Annotated in this window: 16 protein-coding genes; 13 read left to right on the top strand and 3 right to left on the bottom strand. The window is 63.2% G+C overall.

The genetic code is table 11. From position 1 onward, the window contains the following. Positions 1 to 49 precede the first annotated feature (49 nt). Both BBJ66_RS01985 and BBJ66_RS01980 read right to left on the bottom strand, forming a co-directional pair. Positions 50 to 1,039, bottom strand: coding sequence for a helix-turn-helix transcriptional regulator (locus BBJ66_RS01985; protein WP_071084607.1), 990 nt, complete (start codon positions 1,037 to 1,039; stop codon positions 50 to 52). A 177-nt stretch (positions 1,040 to 1,216) separates the two neighbouring features. Beyond that, positions 1,217 to 3,502, bottom strand: a complete 2,286-nt coding sequence (locus tag BBJ66_RS01980; RefSeq protein WP_049730691.1) for an NADP-dependent malic enzyme — start codon at positions 3,500 to 3,502, stop codon at positions 1,217 to 1,219. A 113-nt stretch (positions 3,503 to 3,615) separates the two neighbouring features. On the opposite strand from BBJ66_RS01980, the gene mutS reads away from it, so the two are divergent. From mutS to murJ, 4 genes are all read left to right on the top strand, one after another. Then, a complete protein-coding gene (gene mutS / locus BBJ66_RS01975; RefSeq protein ID WP_071084604.1) occupies positions 3,616 to 6,342 on the top strand; it encodes a DNA mismatch repair protein MutS in 2,727 nt (908 codons plus the stop codon). Positions 6,343 to 6,356: 14 nt separating this feature from the next. Further along, positions 6,357 to 6,632: a hypothetical protein gene (locus BBJ66_RS01970; protein ID WP_007633762.1), complete on the top strand. Its 276-nt coding sequence runs from the start codon at positions 6,357 to 6,359 to the stop codon at positions 6,630 to 6,632. Between the two features lie 108 nt (positions 6,633 to 6,740). Continuing rightward, positions 6,741 to 9,647 carry a [protein-PII] uridylyltransferase gene (locus tag BBJ66_RS01965; RefSeq protein ID WP_071084603.1) on the top strand — a complete coding sequence of 969 codons (2,907 nt, stop codon included), beginning with the start codon at positions 6,741 to 6,743 and terminating at the stop codon, positions 9,645 to 9,647. 25 nt (positions 9,648 to 9,672) lie between these two features. After that, positions 9,673 to 11,259, top strand: coding sequence for a murein biosynthesis integral membrane protein MurJ (murJ, locus tag BBJ66_RS01960; protein WP_049730694.1), 1,587 nt, complete (start codon positions 9,673 to 9,675; stop codon positions 11,257 to 11,259). A gap of 260 nt (positions 11,260 to 11,519) precedes the next feature. Here murJ and BBJ66_RS01955 read toward each other — a convergent pair whose 3' ends face one another. Then, on the bottom strand, positions 11,520 to 11,948 hold the full coding sequence (locus BBJ66_RS01955) for a YcbK family protein (protein ID WP_049730695.1): 429 nt from the start codon (positions 11,946 to 11,948) through the stop codon (positions 11,520 to 11,522). Positions 11,949 to 12,135: 187 nt separating this feature from the next. Between BBJ66_RS01955 and BBJ66_RS01950 the strand changes: the two genes are divergently transcribed. From BBJ66_RS01950 to miaB, 9 genes are all read left to right on the top strand, one after another. After that, the gene (locus BBJ66_RS01950) at positions 12,136 to 12,534 is read left to right on the top strand and encodes a VOC family protein (protein WP_071084600.1); all 399 of its coding nucleotides are present in this window, start codon (positions 12,136 to 12,138) and stop codon (positions 12,532 to 12,534) included. 121 nt (positions 12,535 to 12,655) lie between these two features. Further along, positions 12,656 to 13,720, top strand: coding sequence for a tryptophan--tRNA ligase (gene trpS / locus BBJ66_RS01945; RefSeq protein WP_049730697.1), 1,065 nt, complete (start codon positions 12,656 to 12,658; stop codon positions 13,718 to 13,720). 131 nt (positions 13,721 to 13,851) lie between these two features. Beyond that, entirely contained in the window at positions 13,852 to 14,343 is a 492-nt protein-coding gene (locus BBJ66_RS01940; protein WP_049730698.1) for a universal stress protein, read from the top strand. Positions 14,344 to 14,448: 105 nt separating this feature from the next. Beyond that, on the top strand, positions 14,449 to 15,015 hold the full coding sequence (locus BBJ66_RS01935) for a NifU family protein (protein ID WP_049730790.1): 567 nt from the start codon (positions 14,449 to 14,451) through the stop codon (positions 15,013 to 15,015). 86 nt (positions 15,016 to 15,101) lie between these two features. Next, entirely contained in the window at positions 15,102 to 15,764 is a 663-nt protein-coding gene (gene tsaB, locus BBJ66_RS01930) for a tRNA (adenosine(37)-N6)-threonylcarbamoyltransferase complex dimerization subunit type 1 TsaB (RefSeq protein ID WP_071084598.1), read from the top strand. Further along, positions 15,761 to 16,261: a GNAT family N-acetyltransferase gene (locus tag BBJ66_RS01925; protein WP_171899737.1), complete on the top strand. Its 501-nt coding sequence runs from the start codon at positions 15,761 to 15,763 to the stop codon at positions 16,259 to 16,261. The genes tsaB and BBJ66_RS01925 overlap by 4 nt, the downstream gene beginning before the upstream one ends. An 85-nt stretch (positions 16,262 to 16,346) precedes the next feature. Continuing rightward, a complete protein-coding gene (locus BBJ66_RS01920; protein WP_049730701.1) occupies positions 16,347 to 16,775 on the top strand; it encodes a Fur family transcriptional regulator in 429 nt (142 codons plus the stop codon). A 27-nt stretch (positions 16,776 to 16,802) separates the two neighbouring features. Beyond that, positions 16,803 to 17,600 (top strand): lysophospholipid acyltransferase family protein, encoded by a 798-nt coding sequence (locus BBJ66_RS01915; protein WP_071084596.1) that lies wholly within the window; start codon positions 16,803 to 16,805, stop codon positions 17,598 to 17,600. Positions 17,601 to 17,649: 49 nt separating this feature from the next. Then, positions 17,650 to 19,059, top strand: a complete 1,410-nt coding sequence (gene miaB, locus BBJ66_RS01910) for a tRNA (N6-isopentenyl adenosine(37)-C2)-methylthiotransferase MiaB (protein WP_071084594.1) — start codon at positions 17,650 to 17,652, stop codon at positions 19,057 to 19,059. Positions 19,060 to 19,065: the final 6 nt, after the last annotated feature.

Here is a 19,065-nt window from a genome sequence, read left to right as displayed (position 1 = left end):
AAAGCCTACAGCAAAAGACGCGCACTGTAGGCTCTGCGATGGCGTGCCCTCATATATCGAACCGCCTTCTCGTATCTGACGGGTTCTCTCCATACGCCGCCCGATAGGTGGCCGCAAAACGGCCGAGGTGAAAGAATCCCCACTTCAAACAGATGTCCCGCAACGACTGCCGGTTGGAAGGATCGCGCAGATCCTCTCGGACCGCTTGCAAGCGGATCGTCCTGAGGTAGGCAGAGGGTGTGGTTCCCTTGAAGGCACGAAAACCGACTTCGAGAGCGCGAATGGAAATGCCCGCCGCCTCCGCGACACTCTGCATTGTCAACGGCTGCGCGATGTTTGCATGCATGAATTCAATGGCGCGACGGACGTGCCGCGGTGCGATCAGATGGATTTTCTTGTCGAGGAGATGCGAGAGCCGATGCGGAACCAGGCGCACCACCAGATCGGCAAAGGCCTGGATCAGGTTCGACATGGCAATTGGCGATTGGAGTAGCGGCCCGTTGTTGCGCATGCCGATGATCATCGTTTGGGCGAGACCGCCGATCAACTGTCCCGCCGCCGTGGAACGATCAATGACCGGCGCCAGATCCATTGCCCCGGTCAGCGGGGTCTCCAAAACGGCAGCGACGGTCTGAGCGATGATCGACCAGCTCAGGCTGAGTGTGTCCGACCGGTGCGGCGCTGCCCTCACGGAAACCCGTTCCGGTTCAAGATTGTTCGTCAGCAACAGCCGCCCGGGTGTCGCTTCGGCCACGGTCCGACCAAACCCTACGTCGAGAGCACCCGTGCGCGGCACGATGATTGCCAGAGTTTCCGGCGTTCCATCTGCCGTTCTTGCACCCCAGCCGCCGGAATCCTGGTTGCTGACCAGCGACAACCGCTCATCGCCCCAAAACCCGACCTTCCAGTCGAGTGGTTTCTCTCGGCCATTGCGCCATGCGTCGAACGAACCGAACCCCTTGGTCAGAGCCTCGACCATATCGTCGAAAGTTGCCCCCTGAAATCGGGCGATGAAATTGGGGGATGCATTTTCCGGCATGGGAACCCAAACGGCTGATGAAATTAAATTATGCCCCGCGTTTTGCATCAAAAGTATGACTTATTAGATAAACCCTTTCAACCAGGGCCTCGGTGCGTAAGCCACAAAAGCTGTGCGCGGCCGACGTGTTGTCGGCCGGGCACGGAAATGCCGTCTCATAGGGGAGGCAGAGCGAGTTTATGAACCCGCGCCATAAGCGGCGATCGCCGCCATATTGACGATGTCGCTGTCCTTGGCGCCCATCGAGGTGATCTGCACCGGCTTGTCGAGACCGACGAGGATCGGGCCGATCACGGTGGAGCCGCCGAGCTCCTGCAGCATCTTGGTCGAGATCGAGGCCGAGTGGAAGGCCGGCATGACTAGCACGTTGGCGGGACCGGAAAGGCGGCAGAAGGGATATTGCTCCATCACCTTGCGGTTCAGGGCCACGTCGGCCGCCATCTCACCATCATATTCGAAATCGACGCGGCGCTTGTCGAGGATCTTCACCGCCTCGCGCACCCGCTCGGAGCGTTCGCCCGAGGGATGGCCAAAGGTGGAATAGGCCAGCAGCGCGACACGCGGCGAATAACCCATGCGCCGCGCGAGCCCGGCCGCCTCTTCGGCGATATCGGCAAGCTGCTCGGCCGTCGGCATGTCGTGCACGGCGGTATCGGCCACGAAGACCGTGCGGCCGCGGCAGAGCGCCAGCGAGACGCCGATGACGCGGTGGCCAGGCTTTTCATCGATGCAGCGGCGCACGTCCTCCAGCGCCGTGGAATAGTTGCGGGTGATGCCCGTCACCATGCCGTCGGCATCTCCGAGCGCCACCATGGTTGCGGCGAAGTGGTTGCGGTCGTTGTGAATCAGCCGCTGGACGTCGCGGTGCAGGTAACCGTGCCGCTGCAGCCTGGCATAGAGATAGTCGATATAGGCCTCGACCCGCGTGGAAATACGGGCATTGACGATCTCCAGGCCCGGCCGGTTGAGATCGATGCCGGCGCGTTCGGCCGTCGACCGGATCAGGTCCTCGCGGCCGAGCAGGACGGCGGTGCCGAGCTGCTGATTGGCGTAGGACAATGCGGCGCGCAGCACCTGCTCTTCCTCGGCCTCGGCAAAGACAATGCGCTTCGGGCGGCGGCGCACCCGCTCATAGAGGCTGGCGAGCGTCGAGGCGATCGGATCGCGGCGCGCCGAAAGCTCGCGGGCATAACCGGCCATATCGGTGATGACCTTGCGGGCAACGCCGGTCTCGATCGCGGCTTCAGCGACCGCGACGGGGATCGCCGAGATCAGCCGCGGATCGAAAGGAACCGGGATGATGTACTGCGAGCCGAAACGCGGCCGGTTGCCCTGATAGGCGGCAACGACGTCATCCGGCACATCCTCGCGGGCAAGGTTTGCCAGCGCCTTGACGGCGGCGATCTTCATCGCGTCGTTGATGGTGGAAGCACGGACGTCGAGAGCGCCGCGGAAAATATAGGGAAAGCCGAGGACATTGTTGACCTGGTTCGGGTAATCCGAACGGCCGGTCGCCATGATGGCGTCGTCGCGGATGCGGGCCACCTCCTCAGGGGTGATCTCGGGATCGGGATTGGCCATGGCGAAGATGATCGGCCGATCCGCCATCGAGCGGATCATCTCGGCCGAGAAGGCGCCCTTCTGCGACAGGCCGAAAACGACGTCAGCGCCCTCCATCGCCTCCTCAAGCGTGCGCGCGTCGGTCTTTGCCGCATGCGCCGATTTCCACTGGTTCATGCCCTCTGTGCGGCCCTGGTAGATGACGCCCTTGGTGTCACAGAGGATAACGTTCTCGGGCGCAAAACCCATCGCCTTGATGAGCTCGATGCAGGCGATCGCCGCAGCACCGGCGCCGTTGCAGACGAGCTTCGTCGTCTTCAGGTCGCGGCCGGTCAATTCCAGCGCATTGATCAGGCCGGCGGCGGCGATGATCGCCGTTCCGTGCTGGTCGTCGTGGAAGACGGGAATATCCATCAGCTCGCGCAACCGGCTTTCGATGACGAAACAATCCGGCGCCTTGATATCCTCGAGGTTGATGCCGCCGAAGGAGGGGCCGAGGAAGCGCACGCAATTGATGAATTCGTCGACATTTTCCGTATCGATTTCGAGGTCGATCGAATCGACGTCGGCGAAGCGCTTGAACAGCACCGCCTTGCCTTCCATGACCGGCTTGGAGGCAAGTGCGCCGAGATTGCCGAGACCGAGGATCGCCGTGCCGTTGGAAATGACCGCGACCATGTTGCCGCGGGCCGTGTAATCATAGGCCGTCTGCGGATCGGCGGCGATCGCCTTGACGGGCACGGCGACACCCGGCGAATAGGCAAGCGACAGGTCGCGCTGCGTCGCCATCGGCTTGGTCGGCACGACTTCCAGTTTGCCGGGCCGGCCCGTGGCGTGAAAATCGAGCGCCTCCTGGTCGGTAACTGATGTCGCCGGCCGGTCCTTCTTATCGATATCGGGCATAAATCCTCCAACGTCCTGTGGGCGACGCTTCGCTCTTCCTCAAATGCTGTTGTCATCTATAGCGGCGCGCGGATAGGGTTGGCACCTGTTTTTTTGGGAAAAACTGCACCTCCGTGAACGCACGAATAGACACAGGGAATGACGCCTTTTCGGCTGCCGAGCTTGCCACGGCGGAAAGCCGTGCCTCGGCCACGCCGATGATGGAGCAATATATCGAGATCAAGGCGAACAATCCGGGTTCGCTGCTCTTCTATCGCATGGGCGATTTCTACGAGCTGTTCTTCGAGGATGCGCTGGAGGCTTCGCGCGCGCTCGGCATCACGCTGACGAAGCGCGGCCAGCACATGGGCCAGGACATCCCGATGTGCGGTGTGCCGGTGCATGCGGCCGACGATTATCTGCAGAAGCTGATCTCGCTCGGTTTCCGCGTCGCCGTCTGCGAACAGGTCGAGGATCCGGCCGAAGCGAAAAAACGCGGCGGCAAATCCGTCGTCAAGCGCGATGTCGTCCGCCTGGTCACGCCAGGCACGATCACCGAGGAAAAGCTGCTTTCGCCCTCGGAATCCAACTATCTGATGGCGCTGACCCGCATTCGCGGTGGCGCCGAGCCCTTGCTGGCGCTTGCCTGGATCGATATTTCCACCGGCGTCTTCCGGCTGGCCGAGACCGAAGCCTCGCGCCTGCTTGCCGATATTCTGCGCATCGATCCGCGCGAGCTCATCCTTCCCGACACGATCTTCCACGATCCGGAACTGAAACCGGTCTTCGACGTGCTCGGCCGCACCGCGGTGCCGCAGCCTTCAGTGCTTTTCGACAGCGCCAGCGCCGAAGGCCGGATCGCCCGTTATTTCGGCGTCGCGACGCTCGACGGCTTCGGCAGCTTCTCGCGCGCCGAGCTGGCGGCGGCGGCCGCGGCCGTCGCCTATGTCGAGAAGACGCAGATCGCCGAGCGGCCACCGCTTGGAAAGCCGGAGCGGGAAAGTGCGGCGTCGACGCTGTTCATCGATCCCGCCACCCGCGCCAATCTGGAACTGGCCCGCACGCTGTCGGGCGACCGCAACGGCTCGCTCTTGAAGGCGATCGACCGCACCGTCACCGGCGGCGGCGCGCGGCTGCTTGCCGAGCGGCTGATGTCGCCGCTGACCGACCCCGCCCGCATCAATGCGCGGCTCGATTCGATCGGCTTTCTGATCGACGAACCGTCGCTCTGCGGCAAGCTGCGCGACACGCTGAAACATGTGCCCGACATGCCGCGGGCACTGTCGCGCCTGGCGCTCGACCGCGGCGGCCCGCGCGATCTCTCGGCGATCTGCCAGGGCCTTCAGGCGGCGAGCGACGTTGCGGCTGCGCTGGAAAGCGCGATGCTGCCGGAAGAGCTTGGCCAGGCGCTGTCCGGGCTGCAGGCGCTTCCCGCGGCGCTGGAAAGCCTGCTGGCCGAGACGCTTGCCGAGGAATTGCCGCTGTTGAAGCGAGACGGTGGCTTCCTGCGCGACGGCGCCAGCCCCGAGCTCGACGAGGTCCGGGCGCTGCGCGACCAGTCGCGCCGGGTCATCGCCGGCCTGCAATTGCAATATGCCGAAGAGACCGGCATCCGGTCGCTGAAGATCAAGCACAATAACATCCTCGGCTATTTCATCGAGGTCACGGCCGGCAATGCCTCGCCGATGACCGACACGGCTGAGGCCAAGGCCCGCTTCATCCACCGCCAGACGATGGCGAGCGCGATGCGCTTCACCACCACCGAACTTGCCGATCTCGAAAGCCGTATCGCCAATGCCGCCGACCGCGCGCTGACGATCGAGCTCGCCGCCTTCGCGAGGATGACGGCGGCCGTGGTTGCGGAGGCCGAGGCGATCAAATCCGGCGCCCGGGCGCTTGCGGTCATCGATGTTGCCGCGGGCCTGGCGCTGCTCGCCGACGAGCAGGCCTATTGCCGGCCGCAGGTCGACGGCTCGAAGATGTTTGCCATCGAGGGCGGCCGTCATCCTGTGGTCGAGCAGGCGCTGCGGCGGCAGGCGGACGGCCCCTTCGTCGCCAACCATTGCGATCTGTCGCCGAAAACCGGCGACAAGGACGGCGCGATCTGGCTGCTGACCGGCCCCAACATGGGCGGCAAGTCGACCTTCCTCAGGCAGAACGCTTTGATCTCAATCTTGGCGCAGATGGGCTCCTTCGTGCCGGCGACCTCGGCCCATATCGGCATCGTCGACCGGCTGTTCTCGCGCGTCGGCGCCTCCGACGATCTGGCGCGCGGGCGCTCCACCTTCATGGTCGAGATGGTCGAAACGGCTGCGATCCTCAACCAGGCGAGCGACCGTTCGCTCGTCATTCTCGACGAGATCGGCCGCGGCACCGCCACCTTCGACGGCCTGTCGATCGCCTGGGCCGCCGTCGAGCACCTGCATGAGGCCAATCGCTGTCGCGGCCTGTTCGCCACGCATTTCCACGAGCTGACCGTGCTGTCGGAAAAGCTTGGCCGGCTATCGAACGCCACGATGCGCGTCAAGGAATGGGACGGCGACGTCATCTTCCTGCATGAGGTCGGGCCGGGTGCAGCCGACCGCTCCTACGGTATCCAGGTCGCCCGGCTTGCCGGGCTTCCGGCCTCGGTGGTGGCGCGGGCCCGCGATGTGCTCACCCGCCTGGAGGACGCCGACCGCAAGAACCCGGCGAGCCAGCTGATCGACGACCTGCCGCTCTTCCAGGTGGCGGTGCGGCGCGAGGACACGGCCCGCGGGCCGTCCAAGGTCGAGGAGGCGCTGAAGGCGATGAGCCTTGACGACATGACGCCGCGCGAGGCAATGGACGCGCTTTACGACCTCAAGAAGAAGCTGAAATAGGGTAGCGGCACGCGATGTTCATGGAAAAGCTGGTTCGCGAAACGGAGCGCCTGTCGCTCATCTGCTCGATGCTCGACACGATGCGGCGCGCCGACGCCGACCGCAATGCGCGCGGCTGGACGTCGCCGATCGGCATGCTGAAAATCACCCGCTGTTGCGCTATGATCTCAGAACTCGGCACATCAATCGCCAAGGCCGGCTATCGCGAATGCGACCGGCAGTCGCTTGAGGAGATCATGAGAGAGACACGGCAGGTGCTGCATTTGCTGAATGCGCGGGCCGCCCTCTGAGTTTTTCGGGAAAGCTGTCGCGCGGCTTACCAACACCATTTCGCCAAATTTAAAGGTTCTTGCAGTATGAGGGCGCGTGTCGATCGCCTGACAAAGGGGTTATAGCGCATGCAGACGAAACACGAGGCGAGCCCGGATCCGGCCGCCCGGCATGAACAGGAAACTGCCCCGGCGACAGCGATGCGCGCGCTTGATCTTTCCCATATCCTCGACGTCGAACTCTTGCAGAAGCAGTGCGACGCCGTTGCCGAGGCCAACCGCAACCGGCCCGACGTGCTGCGCGCCGACCTTCTCGCCGTCCTGAAAAAGGCAAGCACGGAAGGCCGGCAGAAGGCACGGGCCGCGCTGATGGCCGATGGCGGCGGACTGAATTGCGCCTACCGGATTTCCTGGCTGCAGGACCAGATCATCACCGTCCTCTACAATTTCGCCACCGCACATATCTTTCCGCAGCAGAAGGACAAGTTCACGGTCACCGCCGTCGGCGGCTACGGCCGCGACACGCTGGCGCCGGGCTCCGATATCGACCTGCTCTTCCTCTTCCCGCCGCGGCCGACTGAGGAGACGCACAAGGCGGTCGAATTCATGCTCTACGTCCTCTGGGACATGGGCTTCAAGGTCGGCCACGCCACCCGCACGGTGGAGGAATGCATCGCGCTTTCGAAATCCGACATGACGATCCGCACCGCCATCCTCGAGATGCGCTACATCTGCGGCCTGCAGCGGCTGGAAACCGAGCTCGAGACCCGCTTCGACAAGGAAATCGTCACCGGCACCGGCCCTGAATTCATCGCCGCCAAGCTTGCCGAGCGCGACGAGCGCCACCGCAAGGCTGGTGATACACGTTATCTCGTCGAGCCCAACGTCAAGGAAGGCAAGGGCGGGCTTCGCGACCTGCACACGCTGTTCTGGATCTCGAAATATTATTATCACGTGCGCGACCAGGCGGAACTGGTCAAGCTCGGCGTCCTGTCGAAGCACGAATACCGTCTGCTCGAAAAGGCCGACGATTTCCTCTGGGCGGTACGCTGCCATATGCACTTCCTCACCGGCAAGGCCGAGGAGCGGCTGTCCTTCGACATCCAGCGCGACATCGCCGAAGCCTTCGGCTATCACACCCGGCCGGGCCTATCGGCCGTCGAGCGCTTCATGAAGCACTATTTCCTTGTCGCCAAGGATGTCGGTGATCTGACCCGCATCCTCTGCGCCGCGCTCGAAGACCAGCAGGCGAAGTCGATCCCCGGCCTCACCGGCGTCATCAGCCGTTTCACCCATCGCACCCGCAAGATCGCCGGCAGCGTCGAATTCGTCGAGGACCGCGGCCGCATCGCGCTTGCCGATGCGGAGGTGTTCAAGCGCGATCCTGTCAGCATCCTTCGGCTCTTCCACGTCGCCGACATCAACGGGCTGGAATTCCACCCGGACGCGCTGAAACGCGTCACCCGTTCGCTGGCGCTGATCGACAACCGGCTCAGGGAAAACGACGAAGCCAACCGCCTGTTCATGTCGATCCTGACATCAAAGCGCGATCCGGCGCTGATCCTGCGGCGGATGAACGAGGCCGGCGTGCTTGGCCGCTTCATTCCCGAATTCGGCAAGATCGTCGCGATGATGCAGTTCAACATGTATCACCACTATACGGTCGACGAACATCTGATCCGCACCGTCGACGTGCTCTCCGAGATCGACAAGTCGCGGTCCGAGGATCTGCACCCGCTGGCGAACAAGCTGATCGTGAACATCGAGGACCGCGAGGCGCTCTACGTCGCCGTGCTTCTCCACGATATTGCCAAGGGGCGGCTGGAGGATCACTCGATCGCCGGCGCCCGCGTCGCCCGCAAGCTCTGCGCCCGCTTCGGCCTGTCGCAGAAGCAGACGGAAATCGTCGTCTGGCTGATCGAGGAACATCTGACCATGTCGATGGTCGCGCAGACCCGCGACCTCACCGACCGCAAGACCATCACCGATTTCGCCGACCGGGTGCAGTCGCTCGACCGGCTGAAGATGCTGCTGATCCTGACGATCTGCGATATCCGCGCCGTCGGCCCCGGCGTCTGGAACGGCTGGAAGGGCCAGCTTCTGCGCACGCTCTATTATGAAACCGAGCTGCTGCTGGCCGGCGGTTTCTCGGAAGTCTCGCGCAAGGAGCGGGCGAACGCCGCCGCCGAGGCGTTGCGCGGCGCGCTCTCCGACTGGAGCCAGAAGGACCGCAACACCTATACCAAGCTGCATTACCAGCCCTATCTGCTCTCCGTGCCGCTTGAGGACCAGATCCGTCACGCCCATTTCATCCGCCAGGCCGACAAGGCAGGCCAGGCGCTCGCCACGACGGTGCGCACCGACAGTTTCCACGCGATCACCGAAATCACCGTGCTGTCGCCCGACCACCCGCGCCTGCTCGCCGTCATTGCCGGCGCTTGTGCCGCCGCCGGCGCCAACATCGTCGACGCGCAGATTTTCACGACGTCGGACGGCCGGGCGCTCGATACGATCCATGTCAGCCGCGAATTTTCCGACGATGCCGACGAACTGCGTCGTGCCGGCACGATCGGACGGATGATCGAGGACGTGCTGTCCGGCCGCAAGCGGCTGCCGGAGGTGATCGCCACGCGGGCGCGCAACCGCAAGAAGAACAAGGCCTTCGTCATTCCGCCGTCGGTCAACATCACCAACAGCCTGTCGAACAAGTTCACGGTCATCGAGGTCGAATGCCTCGACCGGCCGGGACTTCTGTCGGAGATCACCGCCGTGCTCTCCGATCTGTCGCTCGACATCCAGTCGGCCCGCATCACCACCTTCGGCGAGAAGGTGATCGACACCTTCTACGTCACCGATCTGGTCGGACAGAAAATATCCGGCGACAGCAAGCGCGCCAACATCACCGCCCGGATGAAGGCCGTCATGGCCGAAGAGGAAGACGAACTGCGCGAGCGCATGCCCTCCGGCATTATCGCGCCGGCCGCCACCGCCCGGACATCACCTTCAGCCGACAAGAAAGCCGATTCCCCCGCATGAGCCCCACACGCATGAGCCAATACGCATGAGTCTCGTCAAGAAATTCGCGACCGTCGGCGGCGCCACCCTCGGCAGCCGCATCTTCGGCTTCGCCCGCGAAACGCTGATGGCCGCCGCACTCGGCACCGGACCGATGGCCGACGTCTTCTATGCCGCCTTCCGTTTTCCGAACCTGTTCCGCCGGCTGTTTGCCGAAGGCGCCTTCAACGCCGCCTTCGTGCCGCTTTTTGCCAAGGAGATCGAGGCGAACGGCACGGATGGCGCCAAGCGCTTTTCCGAAGAAGTCTTCGGCGTGCTGTTTTCGGTGCTGCTGCTCATCACCATCGTGATGGAGCTTGCGATGCCGCTCCTGGTGCGCTTCGTCATCGCGCCGGGCTTTGCCGACGATCCCGAGAAATTCTCGATCACCATCCGCATGGCGGCGGTGATGTTTCCCTATCTGATGTGCATGTCGCTGACGGCGATGATGAGCGGCATGCTGAATTCGCTGCATCATTTTTTCGCCGCGGCCATCGCGCCGGTTTTCCTCAACGTGGTGATGATCGGGGCGCTGTTTTATGCGCTCTATACCGGCGCCGATCCGCTGGCGACGGCCTGGTATCTCTCCTTTGGCGTGCTTGCCGCCGGCGTCCTGCAGCTCGCCGTCGTCTATGTCGGCGTGCTGGCGGCCGGCATGAGCATCGGTTTCCGCTTCCCGAAGATGACGCCGAACGTCAAGCGGCTGCTGATCCTGGCGGTGCCGGCGGCGGTGACCGGCGGCATCACCCAGATCAACCAGCTGATCGGCCAGGCGATCGCCTCGTCGCGCGACGGCGCGATCGCAGCGCTGCAATATGCCGACCGCATCTATCAGCTGCCGCTCGGCGTCGTCGGTGTCGCCGTCGGCGTGGTGCTGCTGCCGGAACTTGCCCGGGCGCTGAAGGGCGGCCATCTGCGCGAGGCCGGAAACCTGCAGAACCGCTCGATCGAATTCGTGCTGTTCCTGACGATCCCCGCCGCCTTCGCGCTGTGGATCCTCTCCGACGAGATCATCCGCGTGCTCTATGAGCGCGGCGCCTTCCATCAGGAAAACACCGCCGTCGTCGGCTCGATCCTGGCGATCTACGGCATCGGCCTGCCCGCCTTCGTGCTGATCAAGGCGCTGCAGCCGGGCTTCTATGCCCGTGAGGACACCAAGACGCCGATGCGCTTTTCGGCGATCGCGGTTGCGACCAACTGCGCCACGGCGCTGACCCTCTTTCCCTATATGGGCGCGCCCGGCATCGCCGTTGCCGAAGCCACCGCCGGCTGGATCAGCACTATGCTGCTATTCACCACGCTTCTGCGCCGTGGTCATCTGACATGGGAATGGGCGCTGGCAAAACGCACCGTCCTGCTGATCGTCGCCGCAGCCGTCATGGGCGGGGCGATCGTCTTCCTCAAGCAGCATTTTGCGCCCGCGCTTGCCTCCGGCGCGCCGCTTCTTACCAAGATCGGCACGCTCGGATTGCTGATTGCCATTGCCATGCTGGTCTATTTCGCCGCCGCCTTCCTGATCGGCGGGGCCGATCTCGGCATGATCCGGCGCAACCTGAACCGCAAGCCGGTGGCGGCGAAGGACGCGCAAAACTAGGCGATTGCCGGTGCCGGCCTCTTGCATGCCGGCACCAACCGTCGAGCCACAAGACCCCTCCCCAACCCCTCCCCACAAAAGGGAGGGACTTAGATGCCGCGCCCGACGTGTTCCATTTCACTGTTTCATCCGCAGAAAGGTTGCTGCTTAGCGCTATACAGTGCGCTAGGTTAGCCCCTCCCCCTTGTGGGGAGGGGTTGGGGAGGGGTCTTCGCCGGCCACGAACCGGACAACCATTGGACAAGGGCGGGCAGCACTTTTCAGCAATCGACCCATCGCCGCTGCGGCCCGACGTCGACATGGACGATGCCGTTGCAATAAGTGCCGATGCCGCCGATGCCCGGCGCGCTTCTGGCGGCTGCGATGATGGTGCGCTCCGAGAGGCCCGGCATCCTGATATCGGCCGCCAGGCATTTGCCGTGCAGGGATCCATGGCGGCGGGGATGCGGCCTGAGGCCGGAGGTGATCATCGGCCGGCGTCCGGTTTTTGCGGCGATATGCGACAGCACCGCCCGAAGACGCTCGGGAAAACAGCCGGCACGGACGCTGACGGTCTGGACCGTGTAGGCAAGGCGCGCCTCCTGCTTGGGAATATGGATGGCCGGTCTCTTGCTGTCTTGACCGACGGCGCCGGTTGCGGATTGTAGGGCGAAAAGGCCTGCCATGGCGAGCAAACTGGCGTTCTGCATGGTCCCTCCGGGCGGTTGACAGGGCGGCCATCGCACGCCCCTGCGCGATCGAGGATTTTCAGTTCAATAAAAGCTTTTCTGTGAAATTTTATACTCAATTGTGGGTAAGCAACTTGATCATTTTGGCTTAAAACAACGGATATTGCCGATCCAAATTGGAATAAACATCTCAATCGGGAGATATGACATGACGATCCAGTCGCTTTTCCTCGTCACCCTCGTCGTCGACGACTACGACCGCGCCAAGGCTTTCTACTGCGACGCCCTCGCTTTCGATTGCCTTCAGGACGAGAAACAACCGGAGGGCAAGCGCTGGGTGGTGGTGAGGCCCAAAGGGGGAGAGGGCGCCGCCTTTCTGCTGGCGCAGGCGGCAAACGAGACGCAGCGGGCGGCGATCGGCAACCAGACCGGCGGCCGTGTCGGCTTCTTCCTGAAGACCGATGATTTCGCCCGCGACCATGCCGCAATGCTGGCAGCCGGCGTGCGCTTTCTCGAAGAGCCGCGGCATGAGGTTTACGGCACGGTCGCGGTGTTTTGCGATCCCTACGGCAACAGCTTCGATCTGATCCAGCATGCCACGGCCTGAACCCCTTGATTGCGACCGGTTGCCCGTGCATAAGCCGCGGCGTTGGCGACATGGGTGAACAACCCTGTTGCCATGCAGCAAACCAAAGCTGTGGGCCCTCCACCAGCCTATCGAGGACGACATGAGCGAATTCAAGAAACTCGTATTCTCCGGCGTGCAGCCGACCGGCAATCTGCATCTCGGCAATTATCTCGGCGCGATCCGCCGCTTCGTGGCGCTGCAGGAAGGCAATGACTGCATCTATTGCGTCGTCGACATGCATGCGCTCACCGCCCAGTTGGTGCATGAGGACATGCCGAGCCAGACGCGCTCGATCGCCGCCGCCTTCATCGCCGCCGGCATCGATCCGGAAAAACATATCGTCTTCAACCAGTCGGCCGTGCCGCAGCATGCCGAACTTGCCTGGATCTTCAACTGCGTCGCCCGCATCGGCTGGATGAACCGCATGACGCAGTTCAAGGACAAGGCCGGCAAGGACCGCGAGCAGGCCTCACTCGGCCTTTACGCCTATCCGAGCCTGATGGCCGCCGACATTCTCGTCTATCGCGCCACCCATGTGCCGGTCGGTGAGGATCAGAAGCAGCATCTGGAACTTGCCCGCGACATCGCGATGAAGTTCAACCTTGATTATGCCGAGCATATCGGCAGGACCGGTTATGGGGTCGACATCACCGTCGGCAACGAGCCGGTGCATGCCTATTTCCCGATGGTCGAGCCGCTGATCGGCGGGCCGGCGCCGCGCGTCATGTCGTTGCGCGACGGCACCAAGAAAATGTCGAAATCCGACCCTTCCGACCTGTCGCGCATCAACCTGATGGACGACGAGGACGCGATCTCGAAGAAGATCCGCAAGGCAAAGACCGATCCGGACGGCTTGCCGAGCGAGGTGGACGGACTGCAGGGCCGGCCGGAAGCCGACAATCTGGTGGCGATCTATGCCGCGTTGGCCGACAAGTCCAAGGCCGACGTGCTTGCCGAATTCGGCGGCCAGCAATTCTCCGTCTTCAAGCCGGCGCTGGTCGATCTCGCCATACATGTGCTGGCGCCGATCACCGGCGAGATGCGCCGGCTGATGGACGATACCAGCCATATCGACGCGATCCTGCGCAAGGGCGGCGAACGCGCCAGGGCCCGCGCCGAGGTGACGATGCGCCAAGTACGCGACGTTATCGGCTTCCTCTATTGAGGGTGACTCTTCTTCTCCCCGCTTAGGGGCGAAGGGGACCCTCGCCTGGGGAGAAGGGAACCTTCTCCCGGGGGGAGAAGAGGAAAAACTGGGCTTGCAAATTTTCCGCTTCGGGTGTCAGAGTCCGCGCCATGGTATCGAAGCGACTCTCACGGCTCGAAGGTCATCGCCGCAAATTCATGGCGGTGATCGACGGTACACCCGAATGCCAGCGCGCCGTTCATTATGCCGGCCGGCGCGCGAAGAATTCCAATGGCGGGCTGGTGCTGCTCTACGTCATCCCCGACGGGGATTTCCAGCAATGGCTGGGCGTCGAGGCGATCATGCGGGCCGAGGCGCGCGAGGAGGCCGAGGCGGTGGTTGCCAAGATCGCCCAGATCGTGCGCGAGACGATCGGCATCGAGCCGGAGATCGTCATCCGCGAAGGCGGTGCGGCCGAACAGATCAACGCGGTGATCGAGGAAGACCGCGATGTCGCGATCCTCGTTCTGGCCGCCGGTTCGGCGAAGGAAGGTCCGGGACCACTGGTCTCGTCGATCGCCGGCCGGGCGGCGGCGTTTCCGATCCCGGTCACGGTGCTGCCGGATACGCTGACCAACGAGGAAATCGACGCCCTCTGCTGAGAATTTCTTGAGTAAAAATCTCTTGAATGGTACCGGCAATCGGCTTATCTTCTTTTGAAGAATTCTAAAGACGGCGAAGCCATGGGCAGCCGCATGGAGACCCAGATGTTCATTCAGACCGAAGCCACGCCGAACCCCGCCACGCAGAAGTTCCTGCCGGGCAAGGTGGTGATGGAAAACGGCACGGCCGAGTTCCGCAGTGCTGCGGAAGCCGAAGCTTCGCCGCTCGCTGCCCGCCTGTTCGAAATCCCTGGAGTCACCGGCGTCTACTTCGGCTATGATTTCATTTCCGTTTCCAAGGACGATGCCGAATGGCAGCATCTTAAGCCGGCTATATTAGGCTCGATCATGGAGCATTTCATGTCCGGCAAGCCGGTTATGGGTGATGCCTCGATTCTTTCCGAGGACGTCGATGCCGGCGACGAGTTCTTTGACGAAGGCGACGAATCGATCGTGCTGACCATCAAGGAACTGCTGGAGACCCGCGTGCGGCCGGCCGTTGCCCAGGATGGCGGCGATATCACCTTCCGCGGTTTCAAGGACGGCAAGGTCTATCTGAACATGAAGGGGTCCTGCGCCGGCTGCCCGTCTTCGACGGCGACGCTGAAGCACGGCGTCCAGAACCTGCTGCGCCATTTCGTCCCGGAAGTGCAGGAAGTGATTGCCGCTTAAAATGTGAGTTCGTCCGGCCGTTCATCTCCCGTTCGGCCGGATGAATTTATAATCGGGCAACAATAGATTTTTCGGAAATTGATGGCATGATTGTTCTGGCGCTCGACACGGCAGGTGTAGACTGCGCTGCCGCCGTTTACGACAGCGGCAGGAATACGATGCTGGGGGAGGCATCGGACATGATCGGCAAGGGGCATGCTGAACATCTGATCGGTATCGTCGATCGCGCGCTGGAACAGGCCGATATGACGCTATCCGATATCGACCGGATTGCCGTCACCATCGGTCCCGGCTCGTTTACCGGCATCCGCGTCGGGGTTGCCGCCGCCCGCGGTTTTGCGCTTTCCCTCAATGTGCCCGCCGTCGGCGTCACCACGCTCGAGGTCATGGCATCAGCCCAGCGCGAGAAGACGCCTCATCGCGCCGTGCTGGCAGCGATGGACGCCAAGCGGGACGAAATCTACCTCCAGTCCTTTTCATCAGACGGTTCGCCCCTCGACGCGCCACGGGCGCTAAGCGTTGCACACGCGCAAGCTTTTGCTGAAAGCTTCGACGGTGAGATCACCGGTTCGGCGACGCCGCTCTTGAAGGCCGACGCCGGCAGCGATCACAGCAACAGTTTCCCGATCTCTATCGTGGCGCGCCTCGGTGCTGCCGCCTCCCTCGATGCCGGAAAGCCGAAGCCCCTTTATCTGCGCGGACCCGATGCCAAGCCGCAGGCCGGGTATGCGATTGCCCGACGAGTATGACGATGCTGGAAGCCTACCTGACGCTGAAGCCGGAATTCGAGATCATTGCCATGGAGCGCGAGGATTGCCGTGATGTCGCCGTCCTGCACGGCGAACGTTTTGCCCGGCCCTGGGGCGACGGTGAATTTCACGGATTGCTGATGCAGGAGACCGTGTTCGGCTTCGTCGCGCGCCAGACCAACGCCATCCTGAAAAAACCGCTTCCCGGCTTCATCCTGGCCCGCCATGTCGCGGGCGAAGCGGAGATCCTGACGATCGCCGTCCAGGCCAAGGTCGCCCGCGCCGGGCTCGGCTGGCGGCTGATGCAGGCGGCGATGCGGGAAGCGCGCGCCCGCGGCGGCGAGAGCATGTTTCTCGAAGTCGACGACGGCAATACGGCAGCGCTTGGCCTCTATCGCAAGCTCGGCTTCGAAAAGGTCGGGGAACGCAAGGGTTATTACAAGCAGGAAAACGGCGCCCTCTCCACGGCGCTTGTCATGAAGCGCGTTCTTCGGTAGTTCCCTGCCAGCGAGAAACATGGACGCAGGCACGGCGCAACGCGGTGCGGCGTTTTCGAAACACGAATATCCCTAGAGGCGGGCCATGTCTGATGTAGCCAAGACCCTTGAGGAGCTTTGCACCGAACGCGGCATGCGCATGACCGAGCAGCGCCGCGTGATCGCGCGCATCCTGGAAGACTCCGAAGACCATCCCGACGTCGAGGAACTCTACCGCCGCTCGGTGAAGGTCGATGCGAAGATCTCGATCTCGACCGTCTACCGCACCGTGAAACTGTTCGAGGATGCCGGCATCATCGCCCGCCACGACTTCCGCGACGGGCGCTCGCGCTACGAAACGGTGCCGGAAGAGCATCACGACCACCTGATCGATCTGAAGACCGGCACGGTCATCGAATTCCGCTCGCCGGAGATCGAAGCGCTGCAGGAGCGCATCGCCCGCGAGCACGGCTTTCAGTTGGTCGACCACCGGCTGGAGCTCTACGGCATCCCGCTGAAGAAGGACGATCTCTGAAGCGATGGCCGCCCGGGGGACCAGCATTTGATCGCCTGGCTGCGTATTGTCTGCGCTGCGGTCATCATCCTGGCCGTCAGCATCGTGCTCGTACCGCTGCAGCTGCTCGCCCTGCGTTTCGACTGGCGGCTGCGGCGCCGGCTGCCGCGCGTCTGGCACCGCATTGTCTGCTATTGTCTCGGCATCCGCGTCCGCGTCACCGGCCGGTTGGAAGAGCGCCGGCCGCTGATGCTCTGCTCCAACCATTCCTCCTGGATGGATATCATGGTGATGTCGGCGGTTGCCGACGTTGCCTTCATCGCCAAGATCGAGGTGGCCGACTGGCCGATCTTCGGCACGCTCGCCAAGCTGCAGAAGAGCGTCTTCGTCGTGCGCGAAGAGAGACGCAAGACCGGCCATCAGGCAAACGAGATCGCCGGGCGCATGGCCGACGGCGAGATCGTCGTGCTCTTTCCTGAGGGCACGACCTCGGACGGCAACCGGCTGCTGGAGGTCAAATCCTCGCTGTTCGGCGCCGCCGCGATGGCCGTGCCCGCTTCGCCGACGGGCATCGTCGTGGTGCAGCCGGTGGCTGTCGCCTATACGAGGGTGCACGGCATCGCCATGGGCCGCTATCACCGGCCGCTTGCCGCCTGGCCGGGGGATATCGAGCTGCTGCCGCACCTCCTCGACATCGTGCGCTGCGGCGCCATCGACGCCGAGGTTTCCTTCGGCGAGGCGGTGGAATACCGCTCCGACACCAATCGCAAGGAGGTGAGCGCGGCCATTGCCTCACGCATTCGCAACTTGTTGAACAGCCGCCTGCGCGGGCGGGAAATCTCCTAACGTAAGATTTCGATTTTCTCGGGCGGCAAAAACCACTAAATAGCGCGCCATGACACAGGAAAGCGCCCTCCTCCAGGCCCCGGAACAGCTACTCCGCGACGGCTCCAACAGCCGCAAGGTCTTCATCAAGACCTATGGCTGCCAGATGAATGTCTATGATTCCACGCGGATGAGCGATGCGCTTGCCCGCGACGGCTACGAACCGACCGAGGATATGGAAGAGGCCGACCTCGTTCTGCTGAATACCTGCCATATCAGAGAGAAGGCGGCCGAGAAGGTCTATTCGGCGCTCGGGCGGCTGCGCGACATGAAAAAGAGGAAGGCGGCGGACGGCCGGGAGATGATGATCGGCGTTACCGGCTGCGTCGCCCAGGCCGAAGGCGAGGAGATCCTGCGCCGGGCGCCTGCCGTCGACGTCGTCATCGGCCCGCAGACCTATCACCGCCTGCCGGAGGCGCTGCGCCGGGCCAAGGAGGGCCAGCGCGTCGTCGATACCGAATATGCGATCGAGGACAAGTTCGAGCACCTGCCGATCGCCGAGAGCCGGAAGATCCGCGCCCGCGGCGTCACCGCCTTCCTGACGGTGCAGGAGGGCTGCGACAAGTTCTGCACCTTCTGCGTCGTGCCCTATACGCGCGGCTCGGAAGTGTCGCGGCCGGTTTCTCAGATCGTCGAGGAAGCCGAAAAGCTCGTCGAGGGCGGCGTGCGCGAGATCACCCTGCTCGGGCAGAACGTCAATGCCTGGCACGGTGCCGGGCCGCGGGGCGAGGCATGGAGCCTCGGCGACCTGCTCTACCAGCTTGCCGAGATCCCCGGCCTTGCGCGGCTGCGCTACACCACCAGCCATCCGCGCGACATGGACGACCGGCTGATCGACGCCCACCGCGATCTCCGGGCGCTGATGCCCTATCTGCACCTGCCGGTGCAATCGGGCTCCGACCGTATCCTCAAAGCGATGAACCGGCGCCACACGGCGGCCGAATATCTCTCGCTGATCGCGCGCATCCGCACGGTGCGGCCCGATATCGCGCTGTCGGGCGATTTCATTACCGGCTTTCCGGGGGAGACAGACGCCGATTTTGAGGATACACTCAGGCTTGTGGAGGAGGTCCGTTATGCACAGGCCTTCTCGTTCAAATACTCGACACGGCCGGGCACGCCCGGCGCGGAACTGAAGGACCAGGTGCCGGAAGAGATCAAGGCAGAACGGCTGGAACGCCTGCAAGCGCTTCTCCTGAAGCAGCAGCAGGAATTTGCCGAATCCTGCATCGGCAAAGAGATCGACCTGTTGCTGGAAAAGCCCGGTCGCATGCCGGAACAGCTGATCGGCCGCTCTCCGTGGCTTCAATCCGTGAATGTTGATGCAAAAGCATCGCAAATCGGTGACATTATTAAAGTGCGAATCACCGGAACCGGAAACAACAGCCTGTTTGCCGAACGTGCAGAGGCTGCGGTTTAACCCAAG

The organism is Rhizobium sp. RSm-3, from assembly GCF_001854685.1.
In the GTDB taxonomy this organism is placed as follows: Bacteria; Pseudomonadota; Alphaproteobacteria; order Rhizobiales; family Rhizobiaceae; genus Rhizobium; species Rhizobium ecuadorense.
Note: the sequence above shows the minus strand (reverse complement) of the source record. Positions and strands in the feature narration are given on the sequence as shown.

Bases quoted from the DNA above. Each gene is read 5' to 3' on its own strand.
- BBJ66_RS01985 (WP_071084607.1), bottom strand. From the start codon at position 1,039: ATGCCGGAAAATGCATCCCCCAATTTCATCGCCCGATTTCAGGGGGCA.
- BBJ66_RS01980 (WP_049730691.1), bottom strand. From the start codon at position 3,502: ATGCCCGATATCGATAAGAAGGACCGGCCGGCGACATCAGTTACCGAC.
- BBJ66_RS01970 (WP_007633762.1), top strand. From the start codon at position 6,357: ATGTTCATGGAAAAGCTGGTTCGCGAAACGGAGCGCCTGTCGCTCATC.
- BBJ66_RS01965 (WP_071084603.1), top strand. From the start codon at position 6,741: ATGCAGACGAAACACGAGGCGAGCCCGGATCCGGCCGCCCGGCATGAA.
- murJ (WP_049730694.1), top strand. From the start codon at position 9,673: ATGAGTCTCGTCAAGAAATTCGCGACCGTCGGCGGCGCCACCCTCGGC.
- BBJ66_RS01955 (WP_049730695.1), bottom strand. From the start codon at position 11,948: ATGCAGAACGCCAGTTTGCTCGCCATGGCAGGCCTTTTCGCCCTACAA.
- BBJ66_RS01950 (WP_071084600.1), top strand. From the start codon at position 12,136: ATGACGATCCAGTCGCTTTTCCTCGTCACCCTCGTCGTCGACGACTAC.
- trpS (WP_049730697.1), top strand. From the start codon at position 12,656: ATGAGCGAATTCAAGAAACTCGTATTCTCCGGCGTGCAGCCGACCGGC.
- BBJ66_RS01940 (WP_049730698.1), top strand. From the start codon at position 13,852: ATGGTATCGAAGCGACTCTCACGGCTCGAAGGTCATCGCCGCAAATTC.
- BBJ66_RS01935 (WP_049730790.1), top strand. From the start codon at position 14,449: ATGTTCATTCAGACCGAAGCCACGCCGAACCCCGCCACGCAGAAGTTC.
- tsaB (WP_071084598.1), top strand. From the start codon at position 15,102: ATGATTGTTCTGGCGCTCGACACGGCAGGTGTAGACTGCGCTGCCGCC.
- BBJ66_RS01925 (WP_171899737.1), top strand. From the start codon at position 15,761: ATGACGATGCTGGAAGCCTACCTGACGCTGAAGCCGGAATTCGAGATC.
- BBJ66_RS01920 (WP_049730701.1), top strand. From the start codon at position 16,347: ATGTCTGATGTAGCCAAGACCCTTGAGGAGCTTTGCACCGAACGCGGC.
- miaB (WP_071084594.1), top strand. From the start codon at position 17,650: ATGACACAGGAAAGCGCCCTCCTCCAGGCCCCGGAACAGCTACTCCGC.